General features: G+C 46.2%; 17 protein-coding genes and 4 pseudogenes. 5 read left to right on the top strand and 16 right to left on the bottom strand.

Features of this window, described 5'->3' with window-relative positions; genetic code table 11:
* Positions 1–7 precede the first annotated feature (7 nt).
* Together DXE33_RS02200 and DXE33_RS02195 are read right to left on the bottom strand one after the other, a co-directional pair.
* The gene (locus DXE33_RS02200) at positions 8–1,012 is read right to left on the bottom strand and encodes a serine hydrolase (protein ID WP_114639693.1); all 1,005 of its coding nucleotides are present in this window, start codon (positions 1,010–1,012) and stop codon (positions 8–10) included.
* A gap of 105 nt (positions 1,013–1,117) precedes the next feature.
* Complete coding sequence (locus DXE33_RS02195; RefSeq protein ID WP_408634167.1) at positions 1,118–1,963, bottom strand: DMT family transporter; 846 nt, start codon at positions 1,961–1,963, stop codon at positions 1,118–1,120.
* A 248-nt stretch (positions 1,964–2,211) separates the two neighbouring features.
* On the opposite strand from DXE33_RS02195, the gene DXE33_RS02190 reads away from it, so the two are divergent.
* The gene (locus tag DXE33_RS02190) at positions 2,212–2,757 is read left to right on the top strand and encodes a phasin family protein (protein WP_114638440.1); all 546 of its coding nucleotides are present in this window, start codon (positions 2,212–2,214) and stop codon (positions 2,755–2,757) included.
* 73 nt (positions 2,758–2,830) lie between these two features.
* On the opposite strand, the gene lpdA is transcribed toward DXE33_RS02190, so the two are convergent.
* The 3 genes from lpdA to aceE are packed head-to-tail and all read right to left on the bottom strand — an operon-like array spanning position 2,831 to position 8,958.
* Positions 2,831–4,615, bottom strand: coding sequence for a dihydrolipoyl dehydrogenase (gene lpdA, locus DXE33_RS02185; protein ID WP_114638439.1), 1,785 nt, complete (start codon positions 4,613–4,615; stop codon positions 2,831–2,833).
* A 9-nt stretch (positions 4,616–4,624) separates the two neighbouring features.
* Positions 4,625–6,247 (bottom strand): dihydrolipoyllysine-residue acetyltransferase, encoded by a 1,623-nt coding sequence (gene aceF / locus DXE33_RS02180; protein WP_114638438.1) that lies wholly within the window; start codon positions 6,245–6,247, stop codon positions 4,625–4,627.
* A gap of 14 nt (positions 6,248–6,261) precedes the next feature.
* Positions 6,262–8,958 carry a pyruvate dehydrogenase (acetyl-transferring), homodimeric type gene (gene aceE, locus DXE33_RS02175; protein ID WP_114638437.1) on the bottom strand — a complete coding sequence of 899 codons (2,697 nt, stop codon included), beginning with the start codon at positions 8,956–8,958 and terminating at the stop codon, positions 6,262–6,264.
* A gap of 175 nt (positions 8,959–9,133) precedes the next feature.
* Here aceE and DXE33_RS02170 point away from each other — a divergent pair, with 175 nt between their 5' ends.
* Genes DXE33_RS02170 through DXE33_RS02155 form a run of 4 tightly spaced genes read left to right on the top strand, consistent with a single transcriptional unit; the run spans position 9,134 to position 15,434 of the window.
* Positions 9,134–11,722, top strand: a complete 2,589-nt coding sequence (locus DXE33_RS02170) for a PAS domain-containing sensor histidine kinase (protein WP_231970325.1) — start codon at positions 9,134–9,136, stop codon at positions 11,720–11,722.
* Between the two features lie 32 nt (positions 11,723–11,754).
* Complete coding sequence (locus DXE33_RS02165) at positions 11,755–12,402, top strand: response regulator transcription factor (protein ID WP_114638436.1); 648 nt, start codon at positions 11,755–11,757, stop codon at positions 12,400–12,402.
* A gap of 23 nt (positions 12,403–12,425) precedes the next feature.
* A complete protein-coding gene (folD, locus tag DXE33_RS02160; RefSeq protein WP_114638435.1) occupies positions 12,426–13,280 on the top strand; it encodes a bifunctional methylenetetrahydrofolate dehydrogenase/methenyltetrahydrofolate cyclohydrolase FolD in 855 nt (284 codons plus the stop codon).
* 18 nt (positions 13,281–13,298) lie between these two features.
* Positions 13,299–15,434, top strand: coding sequence for a M3 family metallopeptidase (locus DXE33_RS02155; protein WP_114638434.1), 2,136 nt, complete (start codon positions 13,299–13,301; stop codon positions 15,432–15,434).
* Here DXE33_RS02155 and DXE33_RS10000 read toward each other — a convergent pair.
* The 11 genes and pseudogenes from DXE33_RS10000 to DXE33_RS02110 form a co-directional block, all read right to left on the bottom strand.
* A complete protein-coding gene (locus DXE33_RS10000) occupies positions 15,431–15,754 on the bottom strand; it encodes a glutathione S-transferase family protein (protein ID WP_231970324.1) in 324 nt (107 codons plus the stop codon). The two genes, DXE33_RS02155 and DXE33_RS10000, sit on opposite strands and share 4 nt — an antisense overlap.
* Positions 15,720–15,863 carry a hypothetical protein gene (locus tag DXE33_RS09995; RefSeq protein ID WP_231970501.1) on the bottom strand — a complete coding sequence of 48 codons (144 nt, stop codon included), beginning with the start codon at positions 15,861–15,863 and terminating at the stop codon, positions 15,720–15,722. Before DXE33_RS09995 ends, DXE33_RS10000 begins: the two co-directional genes overlap by 35 nt.
* A gap of 3 nt (positions 15,864–15,866) precedes the next feature.
* A pseudogene (locus DXE33_RS09990) lies at positions 15,867–15,986 on the bottom strand (glutathione S-transferase N-terminal domain-containing protein); the annotation flags it as partial.
* A 77-nt stretch (positions 15,987–16,063) separates the two neighbouring features.
* Positions 16,064–16,912, bottom strand: a complete 849-nt coding sequence (gene xth / locus DXE33_RS02145) for an exodeoxyribonuclease III (RefSeq protein WP_174222281.1) — start codon at positions 16,910–16,912, stop codon at positions 16,064–16,066.
* A pseudogene (gene ntrC, locus DXE33_RS02140) lies at positions 16,905–18,356 on the bottom strand (nitrogen regulation protein NR(I)). Before ntrC ends, xth begins: the two are co-directional and overlap by 8 nt.
* Positions 18,353–19,410 (bottom strand): annotated as a pseudogene (gene glnL, locus DXE33_RS02135) (nitrogen regulation protein NR(II)). The pseudogenes ntrC and glnL overlap by 4 nt, the downstream one beginning before the upstream one ends.
* 92 nt (positions 19,411–19,502) lie before the next feature.
* Positions 19,503–20,918: a type I glutamate--ammonia ligase gene (gene glnA / locus DXE33_RS02130; RefSeq protein ID WP_114638433.1), complete on the bottom strand. Its 1,416-nt coding sequence runs from the start codon at positions 20,916–20,918 to the stop codon at positions 19,503–19,505.
* Between the two features lie 207 nt (positions 20,919–21,125).
* Positions 21,126–21,982 (bottom strand): annotated as a pseudogene (locus DXE33_RS02125) (competence/damage-inducible protein A).
* A gap of 1 nt (position 21,983) precedes the next feature.
* Positions 21,984–22,856, bottom strand: coding sequence for an EI24 domain-containing protein (locus tag DXE33_RS02120; protein ID WP_114638432.1), 873 nt, complete (start codon positions 22,854–22,856; stop codon positions 21,984–21,986).
* Between the two features lie 30 nt (positions 22,857–22,886).
* On the bottom strand, positions 22,887–23,858 hold the full coding sequence (locus tag DXE33_RS02115; protein ID WP_114639690.1) for a sterol desaturase family protein: 972 nt from the start codon (positions 23,856–23,858) through the stop codon (positions 22,887–22,889).
* A gap of 24 nt (positions 23,859–23,882) precedes the next feature.
* Positions 23,883–24,641: a polysaccharide deacetylase family protein gene (locus DXE33_RS02110; protein ID WP_114638431.1), complete on the bottom strand. Its 759-nt coding sequence runs from the start codon at positions 24,639–24,641 to the stop codon at positions 23,883–23,885.
* Positions 24,642–24,644 lie beyond the last annotated feature (3 nt).

The raw sequence follows: 24,644 nt of genomic DNA, 5'->3' as shown, positions 1-24,644 counted from the left end.
TCTTTTTTTACATCAAGCGTCGAATGGGCTGTACGCCAGATGGCATGCGCTCATACCAATCCCGCACTCTGACAGCATCCGCAAAGCGGGATTGTGTGCCTACTGAATCCAAAAATACTAATAGCAAGGGGGTGTTGTTGACGCGAGCTTGCATCACCAGGCATTTACCCGCAGCATTGATGAAGCCAGTCTTTTGCAATCCGATATCCATATCTCCTGAACGGACTAGGCGATTCGTGTTCAAGAATTTTTGAGGCCTATTTGCAATGACCATGGTGAGATCTGGCCAGGTTGAAAACTCACGAACCAACTTATATTGATAAGCGGCATTGAGCATCCGAGTTAAATCTTCTGCAGTAGCAACGTTCTCGCTGAGCAAGCCAGTGGGATCAGCAAAATGGGAGTGATCCATACCCAACTCTTTCGCTTTGCGATTCATTGCATCAACAAAGGCGGGTACGCCCCCTGGGTAATTTCTACCTAAAGTATAAGCAGCACGGTTTTCTGAAGACATCAACGCTAAATGCAATGCATCTTCACGACTCAGGACGGTGCCGCCAGCCAAACGTGAGCGTTTGTAAATATGGACATCTTCCTCGTTAATGACGATTGTTTCATTGAGTGGTAGTTTTGAATCGAGCACAACCATTGCCGTCATCAATTTAGTAATGGATGCTATGGGCAGACTAATAGAGGGGTTCTTCTCAAAGTACACTTCTTTAGTGTCTTGGTTAACAACCATCGCAACACTAGACTTCAAGCTCAGATCGTCATGCTGTCCACGCAAACCAAGCGCGGTTGCCAATGAAGGTAGCGCAGCAACGACAGGTGCATTTGACCTAGTTACAGTAACGCGAACTGTTTTTGGTTTTTTAGGTGATTTAACGACTACTTTAGAAGATTTCGTTTGCTTATCTTTATCTTTGCTAGCGGCAAATGCTGGTGCAATATTAAGCGCACTACATGCAAACGCTACAGCAACGACAAAGAGCCAAAAACGGTTCAAACGCATCCTAAATACCTTCCAAAACTTTTTACATACGAAATGATAATTAATTTCCAGTGGGGGTGCGGATTTATTCGCCCCATCTTGGTTAATCCAACCAGCCAATGGACGCTATTCTGCTATGGTTGCAACGGTATTAGTCTGGCGAGCATTAACCAACACCACTCCAGTCATCGTCAAGCAAAGTCCTAAAGCCATTATTAAAGTAAATGGCTCCCCAAACAGCAACCATGCCATCGCAGCAGTAGTGGGGGGAGTCAAATATAGCAAACTAGTCACTTTGGTTGCGGCCCCCTTACGAATCATCATAAAGAGTAAGCTAATCGACCCAATCGATAATGGAAAAATAGCCCAGAGCAAAGCGCCAATCACAGAAGCATTCCAGACCATGACGCCCGACTCAAAGAAGTACATACAAAAAAAGCAAAGTACTGCTGACACGCCAAACTGAATTGAAGAGCCGGCACGCAAATCAAATACCGGGCAATATTTTTTTGATAAAGAGTGCCAAAGGTAATCGAGAGTAATGCGCCAAAAGCAAGTAAGTAACTGACAACGGGAATATGGGCAAAACCAATTTTTTTCAGCGACCACTAGGGCGACACCTGCAAACCCGAAACACAATCCTATCCATTGGCGCGGTGACACTGCCTCGGAGATCCATGCTGCAAACCAAGCAGTCAAAATGGGTTGGAGACCAACAATAATGGCCACTAATCCCGCAGTCATTCCTAGGCGCACCGCAAACCAGACACCTAACAAATAATCAAATTGCAATAACGCTCCCGCAACGGCAATATGCTTCATCTGAGACCAGCTAGGCCAATTGATACGCCAAATTAAGCTTAAGGCAGCCATTGCCGCAATGACTCCGGCAAAACGCCAAAATAAGAATGTAGCCGGCTCTACATAGGGCATTGCCAGACGTGCAATCACAAATCCAGTGCTCCAAATCAATACAAATATTGGGGCGATTACAGATTACATTGTCTAAGCCAAGCTTCATGAGTAACTAACTGAAAGTAGAAGGGTTTTTAAAGCAAACCTCGATTTTAGGCGCTTTTTAATAGCCTCCTTCTTTCACTAGTGCTCAAGAACTTCTAGGGATATTGCAACGCAATATAATTGCAGTAAATCTTTAGTTGACCTCAGGTTTACAGAGGCTCATAGTAGAAAGTAGCACCAAATCCAGGAAAGGGATTGAAATGAACTTAACGCCAGAACAAATCACAGCAGCGCAAAAAGCGAATTTAGAGACCTTGAGCGGCTTAACCAATCAAGCACTTCATAGTATTGAAAAACTCGTTGAACTGAACTTGGCAATCGCTAAGCAAAGTTTGAGTGAGAGTGTTAACAATGCTAAAAAAGCTTTAGAAGTAAAAGATATTCAACAATTGTTAGCTCACCAAGCTGAAACAGTTCAACCGATTGCAGAAAAAATTATTTCTTACAGCCGCCATCTTTATGAGTTAGCTCATGAGACTCAAGATAGTTTTACGAAGTCTGCAGAAAAAGAATTTGCTGAGGGCCAAAAGAAAATGAATGCCTTGGTTGAGGAATGGACTAAAGGTGCACCCGCCGGCTCTGATGCTGCTGTCCAGGCACTCAAGCAAGCCATCGCATCTGCTAACAACGTTTTTGAGACCAGTCAAAAGGCTGTCAAGCATGCTGTTGAGGTTGCTCAAACCAATATGAACACTGCCGCTGATGCAGTTGCTAAGACGGCCAGCAAAGCAACTAAGAAAAGATAATCCAGAATCCTCGCTGGTAATGCAAAAGCCCCGATCACTCGAGGCTTTCTCTTTTGCTGCTAACTGCAGTTACTTACTTTTTCTTTACAGGCGGTAAATCGGTGCAGTGACCATGAGCCGCCTCTGCAGCAAGGCCCACTGACTCCCCTAAAGTTGGATGCGGATGAATCGTTTTACCAATATCAACTGCATCGGCACCCATCTCAATAGCAAGGCATACTTCACCAATCAAATCGCCAGCGTGTGTCCCGACAATACCACCACCAATAATACGATGGGTATTGGCATCAAAAATTAACTTGGTAAACCCTTCGTCACGACCGTTTGCAATTGCGCGACCGCTAGCTCCCCACGGGAATAAACCTTTTTCATAGGCAATACCTTGCGCCTTACACCGCTCTTCAGTTAAACCAGCCCAAGCCACTTCAGGATCGGTGTAGGCAACCGAAGGAATTTGCTTAGCATCAAAGTAGGACTTCTGCCCCGCTGCCGCTTCTGCTGCAACATGTCCTTCATGAACTGCTTTATGTGCCAACATCGGCTGACCCACTAAGTCGCCAATCGCAAAAATATTAGGGACATTGGTGCGCATCTGCTTGTCTACCGGAATAAAACCGCGCTCATCTACTTGAACACCTGCTTTACCAGCATCAATTTTCTTACCGTTTGGTGAACGACCTACCGCAACCAAGACTAAGTCATAGGTTTGAGCTTGGGCTGGCGCATTCTCGCCTTCAAAAGTCACTTCAATACCATCGGGCTTGACTTCTGCCTTGGCTGCACGAGTCTTCAGCATGATGTTTTCAAAGCGACCGGCGTTAAATTTTCCCCAAACCTTTTCTAAGTCGCGATCTGCTCCCGCCATCAGGCCATCCATCATCTCAGCAATATCAATTCGTGAACCAAGAGTGCTATAGACCGTTGCCATCTCTAGACCAATAATGCCGCCACCAATCACGAGCATTCGTTTTGGAATGCTCTTGAGTAATAAGGCTCCAGTGCTGTCGACAATACGAGTATCTTCAGGCAAGAACGGTAGCTTCACCGGCTGACTGCCGGCAGCAATAATGGCTTTCTGAAAGCGCACGACTTCTTTTTGACCAGTGAGGTCTTGACCGCTACCGTTAGTTAACTCCACTTCAACATGGTTTGCGTCTAAGAACTTACCTAAGCCACGAACCACTTTGACTTTGCGAGCTTTAGCCATACCCGCAAGTCCACCAGTGAGCTTCGCAATCACAGACTCTTTATAGCCACGCAATTGATCAATTTCAATTTTAGGTTCACCAAAAGTAATGCCATGCTTGGCCATAGTTTTGACTTCATCCATGACTGCAGTAGTGTGTAGCAATGCCTTAGAGGGAATACACCCTACGTTTAAGCAAACACCACCTAAAGTTGAATAACGCTCAACTAAGACAGTATTCATTCCCAGGTCGGCACTGCGGAACGCTGCACTGTAACCACCAGGGCCAGCGCCAAGAACTAAGACTTCACACTCATGATCGACCTTACCGCTGTAGTGCCCTGTTACAGGAGCAGGAGCCATTGCTACTGGTTGTGCTGGTGCTGGTGCAGCTGTAGGTGTGGGAGTTGAAGATTTGGCAACTGGAGCAGCAGCGCTTGCATCGATTTTCGCGATTACAGAACCTTTGCTGACTTTGTCGCCTAGTTTTACAGAAATACTGGTTACTATGCCCGCAGCATCTGCTGGCACTTCCATAGTGGTTTTATCAGACTCAAGCACCAAGAGGGGCTGCTCTTTTTCAATGACATCACCTACTTTGACTAAAACTTCAATAACTGGCACATCGGAGTAATCGCCAATATCTGGAACGAGGATGGTTTGCTTAGCCATGCGTCCCCCTTACAAGCTAGCGCGACGGAAGTCGGCCAGAAGTTGAGAGATATACACATTAAAGCGCGTAGCTAGTGCACCATCGATCAAACGGTGGTCAGCAGAAAGTGATAATGGGCAAATCAAACGTGGCACGAACTGCTTACCATCCCACACTGGCTTCATCGCTGCTTTGCTGACACCCAAAATAGCAACCTCTGGGGCGTTCACAATCGGTGAGAAATAAGTTCCGCCGATGCCACCCAGAGATGAAATCGTAAAGCTTGCACCTTGCATTTGATCTGGCTTTAATTTGCCATCACGAGCAAGCGCTGCTAATTCTGAAGTTTCTTTCGCCAACTCAAAGATACCCTTCTTATCGGCATCTTTAATAACCGGCACCACTAAACCCGTTGGCGTATCGGCAGCAAAACCGATATTAAAATACTTCTTGAGAATGAGATCATCACCATCGAGTGAGCTATTGAACTCGGGGTATTTTTTCAGAGCGGCAACCGCTGCTTTCATTAAGAAAGCAAGCATCGTTATTTTGATGCCCTTCTTCTCGTTCTCTTTGTTGGTGAGAACACGGAAGGCTTCCAGGTCTGTAATGTCAGCATCCTCATGGTAAGTTACCGCAGGAATCATCACCCAGTTACGACCAAGGTTGGCTGCAGTTAACTTCTTAATGCGATTGAGTGGCTGACGCTCGATTTCTCCAAACTTCGTGAAATCGACTTTTGGCCAAGGAATCAGATTGAGACCACCCAGACTTCCGCCACTAGATACGGCTGCGCCAGTGCTACCAGCGCCACCACTCATAGCTGCTTTTACAAACGCTTGTACGTCTTCTTGAGTGATACGGCCTTTGGGGCCAGAACCTTTTACTTGACCAATAGTCACCCCGAGTTCACGCGCAAACTTGCGCACTGAAGGGCTTGCATGACTTGCTGCAGCATCGACTGGTGCAGGAGTGTTGCTGGTATCGCCAATAGGAGGAGGCGCTGGAGCTCTTGGGATGGGAGGCTCAACCGCTTTAATGGCTGGTTGCAAAGCTGCTAGAGCACTAGCAACAGGGGCCACTACAGAATCCACAGATCCAGAACCACCTTCCAAAATCACCACGACAGAACCTTCGGAAAGGTTGTCGCCGACTTTGACCTTCACTTCTTTGACGATCCCAGCATGGGATGAGGGAACATCCATCGTGGCTTTGTCGGATTCCAACACGACGATCGACTGTTCTTTTTCTACCCTGTCGCCAGCTTTGACCAATACTTCAATGACTGGTACATCTTTGTAGTCGCCTATATCTGGAACTTTCACTTCAATAGCAGCGCCACCAGCACTTGCTGGAGCAGACACTGCTGGAGCACTTGCTGCAGGGGCAGACGCTGGCACAGCCGCAGATCCGCCCTCTTCCAAAGTGATCACTACCGACCCTTCGGAAAGGTTATCGCCGACTTTGACCTTCACTTCTTTGACGATGCCAGCATGGGATGAGGGAACATCCATGGTGGCTTTATCGGATTCAAGAACAACAATAGATTGCTCTTTTTCTACTTTATCGCCAGCTTTGACCAATACCTCAATGACTGGCACATCCTTGTAGTCACCAATGCCCGGAACTTTTATATCAATTATTTGACTCATGAATTCATCCCGTATTAAACCGTCATTGGGTTTGGTTTAGTAGTATCGATGCCGTACTTCTGAATGGCTTCGGCCAATTTTTGACGATCCAGTTGTCCTGCATCGACCAGCGATCTGAGCGCAGTGATCACTACCCAGCGACGATCCACTTCAAAGAAGTCACGCAATTTCTCTCGAGTATCAGATCGACCAAAGCCATCGGTACCGAGCACCTCATAGCGACGACCCAAGTTCTGAATAGCTGGACGAATTTGCTCGGCAAATAAACGGGCATAGTCAGTTGCAGCAATTACTGGGCCGGCAGTGTCTTTGAGACATATCTCAACATGAGAAAGCACGGGAACTGCAGTTGGGTTGAGCAAATTCGCGCGGTGTACAGCATTCCAATCACGACCTAACTCAGTGAAGCTGGGGCAGCCCCACAAGTCAGATGCAATGCCCCAATCTTTTTGCAACATCTCGGCAGCTTCAATCACTTCGCGGAAGATCGTACCTGAACCTAAGAGTTGTACACGCAACTTGGCATTGTCGTCACCAACTGACTTGAGCTTGTACATCCCTTTGATAATGTCTTTTTCCGCGCCCTTTGGCATTGCTGGATGGGCATAGTTCTCATTCATTAAAGTGACGTAGTAATAGACGTCTTCTTGCACTTCCAACATGCGACGCATGCCATCTTGAATTACTACCGCCAATTCAAATGCAAAAGTGGGGTCATAACTAATGCAGTTTGGAACTGCACCACTCCATAGATGGCTATGACCATCTTCGTGTTGCAGACCTTCACCATTCAATGTGGTTCTACCGGCAGTGCCGCCGAGCAAGAATCCACGGCTACGCATATCTCCTGCAGCCCAAGCTAAGTCGCCAATACGTTGGAAACCAAACATGGAATAGAAAATATAGAACGGCAACATGGGCACGCCGTGGGTGGAGTAGGAAGTAGCGGCTGCAATCCAATCGCACATACCGCCTGCTTCATTAATACCTTCTTGCAAAATTTGACCGGTCTTATCCTCTTTATAGAACATTAATTGATCATGATCTTCTGGCGTGTAAAGCTGACCGAGTTGATTCCAAATACCAAGTTGACGGAACATACCCTCCATACCAAAGGTACGAGATTCATCTGGAACGATTGGAACTACTCGTTTGCCGATAGTCTTGTCGCGCACTACGGTATTGAGCATGCGCACAAACGCCATAGTCGTAGAAATTTCACGGCCTTCAGTCGTTGCTTCTAACAATGGTGCAAATGCATCTAAGCCTGGTACCGGCAAGCTTTCTGCCTTTTGGCGGCGTTGTGGCAAATATCCACCCAACTCATTACGACGCGCCTTCATATACTCGAGCTCAGGGCTACCTTCGGCAAATTTCACTAAGGGCATTTCATCGAGTTGCTCATCCTTAACTGGAATCTCAAAGCGATCACGGAAACGACGTACATCGTCCGCATTCATCTTCTTCGCTTGGTGAGCAATGTTCATTGCCTCACCAGAGCCACCCATACCATAACCTTTAATCGTATGAGCCAGAATTACTGTAGGCTGATCTTTATGATTTACCGCCGCATGAAATGCTGCATAGACCTTATGGGAATCATGTCCACCGCGATTGAGCTGCCAAATCTCTTCGTCACTCCAATCGCTTACCAATGCTTTTAACTCTGGTGTATTGAAAACGGTCTCACGAACATAGGCACCATTTTTAGCCTTCATAGTCTGATACTGGCCGTCAACGATTTCGCCAAGACGCTGCATCAAGATGCCTTTTTTGTCACGGGCAAACAATGCGTCCCATTGACCACCCCACACTACCTTAATGACGTTCCATCCAGCTCCACGGAACTCGCTCTCAAGTTCTTGAATAATTTTTCCATTGCCGCGTACTGGGCCATCAAGACGCTGCAAGTTGCAGTTGATAACAAAAATCAAGTTATCCAACTTCTCACGTCCAGCCATACCAATCGCACCCAATGATTCTGGTTCATCGGTTTCACCATCACCCAAGAAAGCCCAAACCTTACGACCCTGCTCTTGAATAAAACCACGATCTCGTAGGTACTTCATAAAGCGGGCTTGGTAAATTGCCATAATTGGGCCAAGGCCCATTGATACGGTTGGGAACTGCCAAAAATCTGGCATCAACCATGGATGCGGATAAGAGGAGATTCCTTTGCCGCCTACTTCTTGACGAAAGTTATTCAGTTGCTCATCTGCTAAACGGCCCAACATGTAAGCCCGGGCATAGACGCCTGGTGCAGAGTGTCCCTGAACAAAAATCAGGTCACCACCATGTTCATTTGATGGTGCATGCCAGAAGTGATTAAAGCCTACGTCATACAAAGTGGCCGCAGATTGGAATGATGAGATGTGTCCACCAACGTTGGTATCTTTATTGGCGCGCAAGACCATTGCCATTGCATTCCAACGTGTGTAAGAACGAATCCGATGCTCAACGTTTTGATCGCCTGGTAGACGCGCTTGGTTCTCTACCGGAATCGTATTGATGTAAGGCGTCTCTGCATGAAAGGGTTGATCCACCCCATTGACACGTGCGTGGGAAATTTGTTGGTCAATTAAGTAAGCTGCACGCTCCGCACCTTCAGCGCGAATCACGCCATCTAAGGCTTGTAACCACTCTTGGGTTTCGCCTGGATCTGCGTCCTGCACATTTTGTTTACCTAAAACCTGATCTGGAACTGCAGCCATAACTTGTCTCCATTCATTACTTGTACTGTTGCTTGTTCTTTACCGACGATAGTTCAATCAAACTCACTTACTCTATAGTCAACATTCTAGGAAGGTATATGGGTGTAAACAAGCAATTTTCCACATAATGATAATATTTTTCATAATGTGATATTTTATTGCAGCGCAAATAGAGGTGGAAGATTTCCCAAATGTGATTGATAGGGCGCCATTCAGGCAAAATGAACCAGTTCCTATGAAATCTAGAGCTTTATCTCGCCTATTCCTCAAGCCCTATCACTGGTTCCTCCGAATTCGAGGATTTAGACTCGTATACACCCCTTTATTAGCAATCGTGCTCTTTACTGCTGTAATGGGTGTCATTTTAGGTACGCTGCACTTGCAGGAAAAAAATCAGCAAGAAGCTGCACTATATAGAGAGCTCTCTTTTGCTAAACAGCGCATCCAATTGCGTTTTGCGAACAATGCCGAATCCTTAAACACCATCAATCGTGAGATTGCCGCGAGCAATGACGATGTCAAACTAAAGCAATTAGTTCGAGAGCAAGCAGATGATCTAGTTCTGAATAATCATGAGATCGTCAAAATCATTTGGATTAACGATCAAAATAAACGCTTCTGGTCAGTACCAGCAACAAACGCAAGATCAGACTGGATTAGCAAGAGCCAAAACGAGCAAACTGTTAATGCAGGTCTTAAAAAGGCAATTGAATTAAGTAATGCCACCAGTAGAACTGCTTTTAGCGAATTTATTTCATTAAACATTCCAGGTGAAGAACCCTTAGCAAAAGAGCGCAAAACGGTCTTCTGGCAAGTAGCGCCCAATGTTGTTGGCGGTGAAGTGATCGGCTATTTGGCTGCCCTCTATACTACCCAAGGCATTCTGGAAGTGATTCCAAGCGAACTCAAGGCCGCATACCGTTTCACACTATTAACAGACAATGGCCGCATTCTCTCTATTTCTTCCGATCGCAACACCCCCACAAGAGCATTTAGCAACCAGACCAGTTTAGATATTGGTGTGCTAAGCCCCAATATGACTCTGAGGATTGATACTTACCCACCACCCACCAATCTCACATTCAGAATGTTGATTGGGGTGGTGATTGGTCTCTCGGCATTTGTGATTTGGAGCTTATGGTCAGTTCTTAAACAGATGCAAGTTCGTCAAGAAGCAGAAGCAAATTTACGAACCGAGACTAGTTTTCGTAATGCGATGGAGAACTCTACCCCAGTGGGTATTCGTGCGCACGACTTGGAAAAGAAAATTACCTATGTGAATCGAGCTTTTTGTGAAATGTCAGGGTGGAGTGCACAAGAATTGCTTGGTTTAAAACCACCATTCCCTTTTTGGCCAGAAAGCAGGCGCGATGAATTGATCGACAAAATGAATCGGGCACTCAATGCAAATATCAGCACTGGCATGAAAAAAGGGATTGAAGGTGCTATTTTGCGTCGCGATGGCACGCTTATTCAAACCCGCACCTTTATTGCTCCACTCATTAATGAAAGAGGTAAGCAAACTGGTTGGGTTACTTCTCTGATTGATATTTCTGAGCCAAAAAAGATTCGGGAAGAATTGGCTGCATCACAAGAGCGCTTTACTACCGTTTTAGAGGGCTTAGATGCTGCGGTATCAGTAGTTTCTTTAGAAACGGATGAGTTACTGTTCGCTAATCGCTTTTATCGTGAGAATTTTGGCGATGATTCCAAGGGTCACTTTCGGCTAGCACATCAAGAAAACCGTATTGAGACTTTGCACAATATTGCACAAGATCTACAAGACTACATTCGTGATGGCATACCAACTTCATTTCTTTACCAGGAATCTGAATCAGAAGAAGTGCAACTGAGCGATGGCAGTAATAAGTGGTTTGAAGTACGTCGTCGCTTTATTCCGTGGGTTGATGGACATCTTGCACAACTGATGATTGCTACTGACATTACGATGCGAAAAGAAGCTGATGATCTTGCCCGCCAACAAGAAGAGCGCATGCAATTTACCAGCCGCTTAACCACCATGGGAGAAATGGCTTCCTCCTTGGCGCACGAACTCAACCAACCCTTGTCTGCAATTTCAAACTATTGCATGGGTGTCGCTAAACGCCTAGAAGGCCATTTGAACCCCACCTTAGCAAAAGAAATCTTGCCTGCCCTCGAGAAAGCCTCAGAACAAGCGCATCGGGCTGGAACTATCATTCAGCGCATTCGGGGATTTGTGAAACGCAGTGAACCACAAAGAAAAGCGACTGCCATTGTTGACATCATTAACGATGCGGTGGGCTTAGTAGAAATTGAGGCGAATCGCCATCGGCTGATTATTGCATCTGAGGTGGCTGAAAACTTGCCTGAGGTAGATATTGACCCAGTCTTAATTCTTCAAGTCCTAGTCAATCTCCTGAAAAATGGCCTGGATAGCACCCGAGAGGCCTACCCCCTCTCCTCACGCTGGACAGCACCCCCCGTCAAGATCAGTGCAGATTTGGATACCAATACCATCCCCGCCATGCTGCGCATCCAAGTGAGCGATGGTGGCGCCGGAATCGCCGAATCCGTCTCCCAGCGCATGTTTGAGCCATTTTTCAGCACAAAATCCGATGGTATGGGCATGGGACTCAATATTTGCCGCTCGATTATCGAGTCCCACCAGGGGCGTCTCTGGGCAACCAACACCATGGACGCAGAACATACCAGGCTGACCGGCTGCACCTTTACAATACTTCTACCCTTAGAGTCCCCAGAAAGTAAGGGCAATATTGAATAGTGATATCTGTAGATCTACCTTGCGAGACCCATATGAACTTAAGTGCTAGCTCCAAACCAAACCAAGCCGAAGTTGTCTATGTCGTTGATGATGATGAAGCGGTTCGTGACTCACTCACCTGGCTTTTAGAAAGCAATGGCTATGTAGTGCGCTGTCACGCAAGTGCCGAACGCTTTTTGCAGTCCTTGCAAAGCACCGATAAATCTACCATCTCTTGCGCGATTCTTGACGTACGCATGCCTGGAATGTCTGGCCTTGAATTACAAGAGCGCTTAATCAGCGAAAATCTACCAATGCCAGTAGCTTTTATCACCGGTCACGGCGATGTATCAATGGCCGTTTCTACGATGAAACGCGGCGCAGTAGATTTCATTGAAAAGCCATTTAAAGAGAATGATCTCTGCGGTTTAGTTGATCGCATGCTTGCCAAAGCGCGCGTAGATTATTCGCAAGCAAGTCAACGCAAGATTACGCAGAGTTTGCTCAGCAAACTTACTGGTCGTGAGCGTCAAGTGCTCGAGCGTATTGTTGCAGGTCGCTTAAATAAACAAATCGCCGATGATTTAGGCATCTCTATCAAGACGGTGGAAGCGCACCGCGCCAATATCATGGAAAAGCTCAACGTGAATACTGTTGCAGACCTACTCCGCCTTGCGCTATCTGGTCCGCAACCGAATTAATCCTTAATCAAACCATCGCTGCGATGCCTGCTCAATTACTCGACGGAAACGCCCTCTCCAAAAAACTACGTACAGAGATTGCTGCGCGTGGTGCCATTGTGACTGCCAAAGGGGTACGCCCTGGTTTAGCAGTCATCGTAGTGGGTGATAACCCCGCCAGCCAAGTGTATGTTCGCAATAAGGTCAAAGCTTGTGAAGATGTGGGCTTTCATTCGGTACTTGAGCGCTACTCTGCTGAATTAGGCGAACAAGAATTGTTAGCTCGTATTGCTACTTTAAATGTTGATCCTGCCATTCATGGCATCTTGGTTCAACTTCCTTTACCTGAACATATTGCTTCGGAGCGCGTGCTTGAAGCGATTGCCCCAGAAAAGGACGTCGATGGTTTTCATGTTGCCAATGCTGGTGCCTTGATGGTGGGTCAACCAGAATTTAAGCCTTGCACACCTTATGGTTGCATGAAGATTTTAGAAAGCATTGATTACCCAACCCGGGGTGCACGTGCTGTCATTGTGGGAGCATCCAATATTGTGGGCAAACCCATGGCCATGTTGCTTCTCCAGGCGGGGGCAACCGTCACAATTTGCAATAGCAAAACACGTGACCTAGCGCATCACACTAAAGATGCTGACATCCTAGTAGTAGCTACCGGCAAACCAAAAATGATTTCTGGCGATATGGTGAAAAATGGTGCCGTCGTTATTGATGTGGGCATCAACCGCCTGTCAGACGGAAAGCTCTGCGGTGACGTGGATTTTGATGCTGCCAAATATGTGGCTGGTTGGATCACCCCAGTTCCTGGCGGTGTTGGGCCAATGACTATCACTATGCTGCTCATGAACACCCTTGAAGCCGCCGAAAAAGCAGCCAAGCACTAGATCCATTAAGCTAGAGGGATGAAAACATCTCTCTTATCACCCCTACTTACTTTACCCCCCGCATTAGAAAACAATCCCTTACTAAGCTTTGGTCGCGGCATTGCTGCATATGACCAAGTTAGGCCAGAGGACGTCACTCCAGCCATTGAGTTCTTACTCAAGCACGCTCAAGAAGCCGTCGATCGGGCCGCGGATTCAAAGACTCCATCGACTTGGAATACATTGGTTGAACCATTGGAAGATGCCACAGAAGCATTAGGCAGATCATGGGGGGTGGTGTCGCATTTAAATAGTGTTGCTGATACTCCAGAGTTGCGAGCGGCGTATGGGGCAATGCTGCCTCAGGTCACGGCATTCTTTTCAAGCTTGGGGCAAAACTTAGCGCTCTATCAAAAATTTAAAGAGCTTAGTAAAAGTAATGATTTTGCAAAACTCAATCGTGCACAGAAGAAAGTCATTGAGAACTCACTGCGGGACTTCCGTTTGGGTGGCGCTGAACTCAGCGACACCGATAAACCTCGCTTTGCGCAGATTCAAGATGAACAGGCAATATTGGGAAAAGCCTTTTCTGATCATGTCTTAGATGCAACTGATAGCTTTGTACATGTAGTGACTAATGAGGCTGATCTTATTGGACTGCCAGAGGATGTGAAGGCTGCTGCAGCTGATACCGCTCAGCAAAAGGGTCTTACTGGCTGGGCTTTTACCCTGCACTTTCCATCCTATTACCCGGTAATGCAGTACTGCGAGAATCGACCACTGCGTCGCCTGATGTATGAGGCCTATGTCACTCGTTCCTCTGAATTAGCCCCCCAGTTCGCCAAGGGCAAGCTGGAGTGGGATAACACTCAAAACATGCTCGATCAATTGCGTCTTCGTGATGAAGAAGCGCGCATGCTGGGCTTTGCCAATTTTGCAGCGCTCAGCTTGGCACCCAAAATGGCCAATACGGTAGATGAGGTCGATCAATTTCTGACCGAGTTTGCTTTCAAAGCCAAACCCTATGCGCAGCGTGATTGGGATGAGCTTTGTGAGTTTTCTAAAAATGAACTCGGCTTGACTGATGGCGTGCAGCCATGGGATAGCGCATTTGCTGCAGAGCGCTTAAAACAAGAGCGCTACTCTTTTTCTGAAAATGAACTCAAGCAATACTTCCCCCTATCTAAAGTGTTGGATGGTTTGTTTGGCCTGATTCAGACGCTGTTTGGCGTCAAGATCCAAGCAGCTGATTTGCCAACTTGGCATGCTGACGTTCAATCATTCTCAGTTAGTGATGCCAAAGGCAATATCGTTGCTTATTTCTATTTAGACCCTTATGCCCGCCCAAGTAAACGTGGCGGGGCTTGGATGGATGATGCTCGCGGTCGCAGAGAACTGCCCAATGGTGAAATCCAAGTTCCAGTGGCTTACCTAGTTTGTAACTTCGCACCACCAGTAAAAGTCGATGGGGTTCTGCGTCAACCAACGATCACTCACGATGATGTAATTACCCTTTTCCACGAGAGTGGTCACGGCTTGCATCATCTTTTGACGCAAGTCAGTGCCTTAGGTGTTTCAGGTATCAATGGCGTTGAGTGGGATGCCGTGGAATTACCAAGTCAGTTTATGGAGAACTTTTGCTGGGAGTGGGAAGTTCTCGAGAAAATGACGGCTCATGTGGATACCGGTAAGCCACTTCCCCGTGAATTATTTGACAAGATTCTTGCGGCCAAGAATTTTCAAAATGGTTTGATGACGCTACGTCAAGTTGTGATGTCACTAACTGATTGGCGCCTGCACTCTCGCTTTGATGTCAAGCAAGCTAAAGGACATGCGGTATTAGATCTCTCCAGAAAGATTGCTGATGACTTTAATGTCATTCCCCAACCCGAGATCTCTCGCTGGATTAATACCTTTAGTCATATATTTGCTGGTGGTTATGCGGCAGGCTATTACAGCTATAAGTGGGCGGAAGTGCTCTCAGCCGATGCCTACTCAGCCTTTGAGGAGGCAGCCAAGTTAACCGGCTCAATCTTAGATCCAAAGACAGGTTCACGCTATCGCGAAGAAATTCTGGAAGTGGGAGGAAGTCGCCCCGCCGCTGAATCCTTCAAGGCATTTCGTGGACGAGAACCCAGTGTTGATGCCTTACTGAGACACGGTGGGTTGGCTTAATCTTTCCAGATGGGATATTTATCCATTACAGAGATAAATAGAGGCGACTCTAGTTGTTGATGCAACCATCGCTGAGTCGCCTGATAAGGAAGGGCATCAAATCTGATTTGATCAACCATCGAAAATTGCCTGATAAATGGGAAAATAGCAATATCAACCCATGACAACCGATTGCTCATTAAGTATTGACTCGTATTGAGTGCTTGCTCCATGGGTTCAAGCATTAGCTCGATTGCGCTGTTGAGAACTTCTGCTTGTTTTAACTCTGGATGCCTATTGGGATACTTATATTGATCTAATAGCTTTTTGGAAGGGGCCATCATTTTTATCAATCCATGCCTTAGCAAGCGATTCATTGACTACTTGCCATTGGTCTGGATCATTTTGATCTAGAGCCCATTGCATGATGTCTAAACTTTGATCAATCACCTTCTCTTGTGTGATGAGTACTGGAACAGTTCCTTTGGGTGAGGCTTAAAGCATTGAACTGGGCTTGTTTCTGAGTTCAATTTCTCGATGCTCAACTTCGATGCCTGCATATTTCAAGGCCATGCGCGCTCTCATGGCATAAGGACATCTGCGATAGCTGTACAGAATGGGCTTCATAAGGTATTGCTACAGACTATTGTTTAAGTCTTTTTAATTTGCGCGATAACGGGAGCGTGATCAGATGGTTGCTCCCAAGTTCTAGGTTCTTTATCAACAACACTAGCGCTGCATTTTTCTTTGAGCGCCTCGCTGAGCAAGATGTGATCGATGCGCATACCAGCATTTCTTCTAAAACCCATCATACGGTAGTCCCACCAGCTATAGGTTTTGGGAGCTTGCTTAAACATCCTGAAGGAATCGTGCATACCCAAGCTTAATAATTCTTGGAAAGCATTTCTCTCTGGTGGCGACACTAAGTTCTGCCCTTCCCATGCTTTAGGGTCATGGACATCTTCATCGGCCGGCGCAATATTAAAGTCTCCTAGGAGGGCTAGACGTTTGTTTTGCTCAAGCTCTTGCGCTAACCATTTTTGTAGTTTGCTTAACCAATCTAACTTATAGACAAACTTATCACTATCTGGTGATTGACCATTTGGAAAGTAAGCAGATACCAAACGAATAGGCTGCGTTCCTGCAAAAGGAATAGTGGCCGCCAAGACACGCTGCTGCTCATCCTGATAATCTGGAATATTTCGGGTGGACTTTAAAAAAGTGGTTGTGATATCTGAAGCAATTGGGGCTAAAGCGGCTTTGCGAACAATAATCGCTACGCCGTTATACGTCTTTTGACCTGCGGCTAGACTGAGGTAACCTGCTGCTTCGAGCTCTTGATGGGGGTATTTATCATCCGTGAGTTTGAGTTCTTGTAAGCACAGCGCATCTATCGCTTGCTGTTTTTTTTCTTGATCTTGCAGCCAACGAAGTACGTGTGGAAGGCGAACCTTTAAGGAATTCACATTCCACGCCGCAATTCGTATTGAATCAGTCATCTATCCCCAATTCCTGCAGTTTTCTAGTAATCGTGTTGCGCCCAATTCCTAGGCGCTGGGCTGCCTCAACTCGGCGACCGCGCATTACTTCAAGCGCCGCTTACAATACCGCCTTCTCAAAACGTGAGCATAGTGCATCGTAAACCTCAGTTTCACCATCTTGCAACATTTTGACAGCTAGGCGACTCAAGCCGCCCTCCCAATCAGTTGAGGTAGCCTTAACGGATGTAGAGCCTGTTGACGAGGATTCACCTTGCAAGATCACTGGTTGCTCAGTAGCCTGCGCCACAATATCTGCTGGCAGATCACCCACACCAATAATATTGGCAGGAGTCATGACAGTTAACCAATGACAAAGGTTTTCAAGTTGACGCACATTACCCGGAAACGGCATAGCACTCATTTCCTTGAGAACTTCATCAGACAATTTTTTAGGCTCTACGCCTAAGGACTTTGCGCAAGAAAGCATGAAGTGTCTTGCCAGAATTGGAATATCTTCACTTCTTTCACGCAACGAAGGCATTCTCAAGCGGATCACATTTAAGCGATGCATGAGATCCTCACGAAATAAACCTGCGACAACTCGCTGTTCTAGATTGTGATGAGTAGAGGCAATGATGCGGACATTGGCCTTAATTGGGTCTTGTCCACCAATGCGATAAAAATGGCCATCGGTGAGAACGCGCAAGAGTCTAGTCTGCAAATCAAACGGAAGGTCACCGATTTCGCCTAAGAATAATGTTCCTCCTTCAGCCTGCTCAAAGCGGCCACGACGCAAAGTCTGCGCACCAGGAAAAGCACCACGCTCATGACCAAACAATTCAGACTCCAAGAGATCCTTAGGAACAGCAGAGGTGCTCAGAGAGATGAACGGACCCTTTGCGCGGGGGCTATGACGATGCAAGGCAAGCGCAACTAATTCCTTGCCTACGCCAGATTCACCAGTAATGAGTACCGTAGCATGTGATTGCGCCAAGCGACCAATTGCTCGAAAGATTTCTTGCATGGCAGGAGCTTGGCCAATAATCTCAGTGGCATCTTGTCTCCAATTAGTGAGTTCTTTTGATCCAGTTTCACTGCGAATACCCTGCTCTACAGCTCGATGAATTAACTCAACCGCTTTTTCAACATCGAAAGGTTTCGTAAGATATTCAAATGCACCGCCCTGAAAGGAAGATACCGCCGAATCCAAGTCAGAGAATGCAGTCATAATGATGACCGGCAGGTTTGGATGACTTGCTTTGACATGCTGCAGCAAATCCAAACCATTACCTCTAGGCATGCGGATATCAGAGATCAATACTTGGGGAGTCTCTTTGTCCAAAGCATTTAGGACATCATTCGGATTAGAGAAGCTCTTATGGGGGATATTTTCCCGCGCTAAGGCTTTTTCTAAAACCCAACGAATTGATTGATCATCGTCAACGATCCAAATTGGTTTCACGATGTTTTCTCCTGCCTACGATATGGAATTTGAATGTGAAAATCAGTACGACCAGGGTGACTATCGCAAGCAATAAAGCCCTGATGTTGCTGCACAAAAGTTTGTGCCAAAGTAAGACCTAAACCACTACCCCCTTCCCTACCCGAGACTAAGGGAAAGAAGATGCGTTCGATAATTTCTTTTGGAATACCAAGGCCGTTATCAATTACATGCAAGTCCATCGCTAACTTGTAGCGCTGCTTAGCAATCGTGACTGAACGTGCCACACGGGTCTTTAATTCGATTTATGCAATACCCTGAGCAATCTCCTCAGAAAGCGCTTGGGCTGCGTTATGAACAATATTCAGTACCGCCTAAATCAACTGCTCGCGATCGCCCAAGACGTCCGGCAAGCTGGTGTCATAGTTACGAATAATACGTAAGCCTTTTGGAAACTCCGCCAATACCAAGCTACGCACTCGCTCCAATGCCTCGTGAACATTAAATGCCTCAATCACATGGGCTTTACGGTGCGGAGCTAATAAACGGTCAACTAAGGTTTGTAAGCGATCTGACTCTTTAATAATGACTTGCGTGTATTCACGCAAGCCTTTTTCAGGCAACTCAAATTCTAATAACTGCGCTGCCCCGCGAATCCCACCCAATGGATTTTTAATCTCGTGCGCGAGATTACGCATTAACTGCTTATTCGCCTCTACTTGTTGTGTGACGCGCTCATCACGCTCACTACGAAGCTGCTGATCAATTGGAAACCATTCCATCATGATCAAAGCCGGGTCTTCCAAAGAGGCTACCACGACGTGGGCCGGGATGGAGTCCTGATGAATACTACCGGGTAATGAAAATGTAGAACCATTTCTTGGCGTTGCGCCATGATATGACCCTGTTTTACTTCTCTGATCATGGAATTGAATGCTTCATTGTCACCAAATAAATCTCGCACAGATTGACCCTCAAGAGATTTACGCGAAAGATCTAACGCTGACTCAGCAGCAGGATTCACATAAACCAATTGTTGGTTCTCAGCCTCAAAAACCACGATGGCATTGGGCATCTGATCAAGCAATGTCGGAAAAAAAGGAGGAGCCGAAGCTGCTCCCTTAAACGAATTGCGCAACAAACCTACGCTCAAGTTCTCTCCTTCGCTTACAGGGAGTAGTACATATCAAATTCGACTGGATGAGTAGTCATACGGAAACGTGTGACATCTTCCATCTTCAAATTGATATAGGCTTCGAGCATAGACTCAGTAAATACTCCACCGCGAGTCAAGAACTCGTGATCTTTCTTCAATGCATCTAGCGCCTCATCCAGGCTTGCACAAACGGTAGGGATCTTTGCATCTTCTTCTGGTGGCAAGTCATACAAGTTCTTATCCGCAGCATCGCCAGGATGGATCTTGTTCTGAACACCGTCCAAACCAGCCATCAACAAGGCAGAGAATGCTAAGTATGGGTTTGCCAATGGATCTGGGAAGCGAGTTTCAATACGACGACCCTTAGGATTAGCAACGTGTGGAATACGGATAGAAGCAGAACGGTTGCGCGCTGAGTAAGCCAACTTCACAGGAGCTTCAAACCCTGGAACCAATCGCTTGTATGAGTTGGTACCTGGGTTAGTAATCGCATTCAATGCTTTAGCGTGTTTGATGATACCGCCGATATAGTAGAGGGCAAACTCTGATAAACCTGCGTAACCATTACCAGCAAACAAATTCTCGCCGTTCTTCCAAACAGATTGGTGAACGTGCATACCAGAACCGTTATCACCCACTACTGGCTTAGGCATGAATGTTGCTGTTTTGCCGTAAGCGTGAGCAACGTTTTGCACAACGTATTTCTGCCAAATAGTCCAGTCAGCGCGTTGTACCAATGTGCTGAACTTAGTACCCAATTCGTTTTGGCCTTGACCAGCAACTTCATGGTGATGAACCTCAACTGGAATGCCTAAAGATTCGAGAATCAAGCACATTTCAGAACGCATATCTTGGAATGTATCGACTGGAGCAACTGGGAAATAACCGCCCTTTTTGCCTGGACGATGACCAGTATTACCACCTTCGATTTCTTTGCTAGATGACCATGGAGCTTCTTCAGAATCAATACTCACGAAGCAACCCTGCATGTCGGCGCCCCAACGAACACCATCAAAAATAAAGAATTCTGGCTCTGGACCAAAGTAAGCTGCATCGCCTAAGCCGGTGCTCTTCAAATACGCTTCAGCGCGCTTAGCAATAGAGCGTGGATCGCGATCGTAACCTTTGCCATCTGATGGCTCAATAACGTCACAAGTGAGAACCAATGTTGGCTCTTCATAGAATGGATCGATGTAAGCGGCTGTTGGATCTGGTTTGAGCAACATGTCAGAAGCTTCAATACCCTTCCAACCTGCAATAGATGAACCGTCAAACGCATGACCGCTCTCAAATTTGTCTTCGTCAAAAGCAGAAATAGGAACTGTTGTGTGTTGCTCTTTACCCTTTGTATCAACAAAGCGGAAATCAACAAAAGTACACTCTTTCTCTTTAACCAACTTCATCACATCAGCGACGGTCTTCGTCATGCAAATCTCCTCTATTAACTAAACTCGGAATTCAAACTTAAGGCATACACCCTTGTTTATTCCAGGCATCCAACATGCCTAATAGATGTATGTAATTTACTGAAGCAAACAATGGGGGAATGGTCATTATTGCACTGTTTGAGTGCTAATTTACCCCTTATTTCACCTAAAAATAGATGATATGCACTTTTTTAGTGCAATAGGCTATCAGCCGATGTCATGGATCTCATAGCCAAGCTCTTGTGTGCCCGTTCTTAGGGCAATCCAGGCACTTTCGAGGAGATTTGCATTGCCTTTAATGCCTAATTCAATATGACGCTGGGCGTATACGCCGCCTTTACTGGCATCTCCTACCGAGGGCAAGCTAAAGACCTTCACACCCGGGAAATTGGCTTCTATCCTCTCCATTAAGGGAGTTAAGGTTGACTCAATTCCCTTAGGGACGATGAAACTTTGCTCAGCCCAATTCTCTTGATGGAATAAATCTTTGTAATGGGTATCCAAACACCAAGCCATCATTGGTGCCGCCATCACCGGAAAGCCTGGCACAAAGTGATGCTCTTTGATTCGAAAACCCGGAATTTGGTTATAGGGATTAGGAATGATTTCGCTACCAATCGGAAACTCCCCCACATCTTGAAACGATGCTGATTTTCAGGAGTGCTGAGATCGGCCTTAATCGGATCACCCTCTGCCATCGATTGAATGCGCCCCGCGATCAACTCTCGCGCAGTAGGATGCAACTCTGCTTTGCTTCCCAATGCCAGTGCGGCACATTGTCGGGTGTGATCGTCCGGCGTGGCACCAATACCGCCGGTACTGAAAACCACATCGCCACTGGCAAAATTATCTTTCAAGGAGGCAGTAATTTGTTCTGGATCGTCAGCAACATACTTCGCCCACGCCAGACTTAAGCCCCGTTCATTTAATAGCTCAATGAGTTTGCTCATGTGCTTATCTTGACGACGCCCCGACAGAATCTCATCACCAATCACAATCAAACCAAGACACCTTGCTTGTTTTGAAGGCCCCTCCACTTCTACTTTTTTTAATGCATCAACCATCTCATTGGCCATGATAGGGCAGCTCCAAATCAACAACTCGAGTTTCAACAGTCAATGATTTTTCTAGCTCTTCTTCTCTCAGTGTTTTTAAAGCATCCAATAAGAAATGAGAAAACCATAGACCAGCAAATACAAAAATAAGTGAGTAAATCCATAAAGCAACAAAGCTCACAATTGGAAAGAGAATCAAGGCCAGCGCAGAGGTAGCCCAAAAGAAAGTGGGAACGGCGCCTAACATACCAGAAGCAATACCCATAGTGAGCAATGGCCAGCGATATTTTTCCAATAAGAGATCACGCTCTTGGCTGCTAGCGTGTTTTGCCAATACGTCGTAAGACATCAATCGCATGGTTAACCAGCCCCATAACAATGGTGGCAATACCGCCACCAGCGGTGGAATCCACCACACTGGCAAGGTCAGCATCACCAATGCCAAGCAAATGAGTGCAGACCAAAAGGTATACAACAAGCTACCGATCAAGCCACCACCTTGCTTGCGCTCCAATCCTTGGTAACTAGCTTGCCTTGCAACGATATTGACAATAGTCGGAATGGTTGAAAATGCAATCAACACCAATAAGCTAATGGTGATTAATGGAATGATAAGCATCACAAAGAATAGTGGGGCAATCCATGCTCTGGCATTTTCAAAACCCGCCCAAATCAGACCCTCCTGAATCCAATTAGTAAAAACTGACGTTGTTAGGAAAGTACTCAAAGCGTCCAGAGCTGGAGTCCAGGTCAACCAAATTAAGCAGCCCCATAAAATTGACACAATCAAAAAGGGGCGCAAACTGAGCCACAGAATACGGGGATGCATGGTGCCCACGAGTGCGAGCCCAAACGATCTAAATACTTGTTGCAATCCGACCATAACACTCCTATTGCATGCCGCTTGGCATGTTTACTTTGGCAACAACTCTCTGAAAGCCTGAACCAAGCCCTGCCATTGCTGCGTAAGAATATTGTGTGAAACAGTTAAGTTTCGCACGCCTGTTGGATAGGCGACTTTAGGAAAGATGGCTGTCTTAAAAGCCATATCCCACCAAGGAAATAGGATGCCAAAGTTACATCCTCCCAGCACTCCTGGTTTGCCTTGCGCCTCATGACCATAACCCACTGCGTGATGCATGCGGTGATACAAGGGTGAAATTAATACGTATTTAGCTGGGCCTAAATGCACATTGATATTGGCATGTTGCCAACTTTGGATGAACTGACTCAAGGCAACTAGCGCAATAAATTGTCCAGGAGATACACCGAAGAGTAATGCAAAAAATGCCATCACACTAGCACGTATTACATCATCTAGTACATGATTGCGGTTATCAGACCATGCGGTCATCACCGTTTGACTGTGGTGTAAGGCATGCAATTGCCACCACCAATTGAATGCATGTGATGCACGGTGATATAGATAATCAACAAAATCGAGCAAGATCAAATAGAGCAAGAAACTGACGACTGGTATTGATGTCACCCCAGGCCACCAATTTTCAACATTCAAGCGATCAAATCGAAAATCATGCAGAACTGAATCAATCTGGAAAAAGAATCCTGACAAAGTCACGAAGATCAGCCCATGAAAAATACCTAGGCGGTGAAACAAGGTGTATAAAACATCTGCCCTACTTGCTTTGGCGAAACGCTCTTGTTTTTCTGCTGGATCAAAACGCTCCCAGACCCTCAAAACCACGATGATGAGGAAAACCTGAATACAGCCAAATAAAAACCAATCAATCCCATCGAATGCATCTTCGGCCCAAGACATTAAATCGAGTTGATAGAGGAGAGGCCCCACAATGCTTGAGAACACCCACTCCTGCGCAAGCCCGTAGGCATTGGAAATTATGGGGGTGATGTCGCTCAAGTTCATGCTGTATTTTGACTGATCTAGCAATTATTTGGGCAAAAGTCCAAAACAAAAGCTACGCTGCTTTAAATTGACAATGAGTTGCTCTAAGACCGCAGGAGCCCAGGGATCCTTTCTGGACCAAATACCCAGATGGGCCATGGTGATATCACCATCTTTGAGTTCTCGACTAGCTTTTTCTAAGAGCACGCTATTGGGATACTTATCAGAATTGAGCTCATCACCTAAAAAGCCTGCGGATGCCCAGGCAATATGTTGGTAACCACACATATCCCCTATCCGAACAAGAGTGGGAGATACTTTGCCGCCTGGGGCGCGCCAGATTTTTTGCAAAGGCTGATCTGTCATCTCTTGAAAGCGCTGATCTACCCTGCGAATCTGTTTACACATGGTTGCTTCGTTATACAAAACGGTCTGACCTGCCTTAGGTCCGAACTGAGACTTTTCAAAGACCTGCCCTTTGGGACCATCTTTAACAAAGTAATCGTGATCGTAGGTATGACTGCCAAAGTGATGGCCTTCTTTGGCTAATTGCTGCCAAAAGGGCTTCCAAGAATCTTCTAGCGCGTAATCTCCGCGATAGGTTTTTTCATTGGCCAGAAAAAAAGTAGCTTTGACATTTTGACGCTTGAGAATTTGATCTACCTGCTTAGCGACTGACATATTGCCAGTATCAAAAGTAAGATAAACCGTTTTATTACAACTAGCTGTTTGTGCAAAGCTACCCAATGAAAAACAGCCGAACATCAGCGCGGCTGTAATCTGAACAAAACGTCTACTATTCATGAG

The organism is Polynucleobacter necessarius, assembly GCF_900096765.1.
Taxonomy (GTDB): Bacteria; Pseudomonadota; Gammaproteobacteria; order Burkholderiales; family Burkholderiaceae; genus Polynucleobacter; species Polynucleobacter necessarius_F.
Note: the sequence above shows the minus strand (reverse complement) of the source record. Positions and strands in the feature narration are given on the sequence as shown.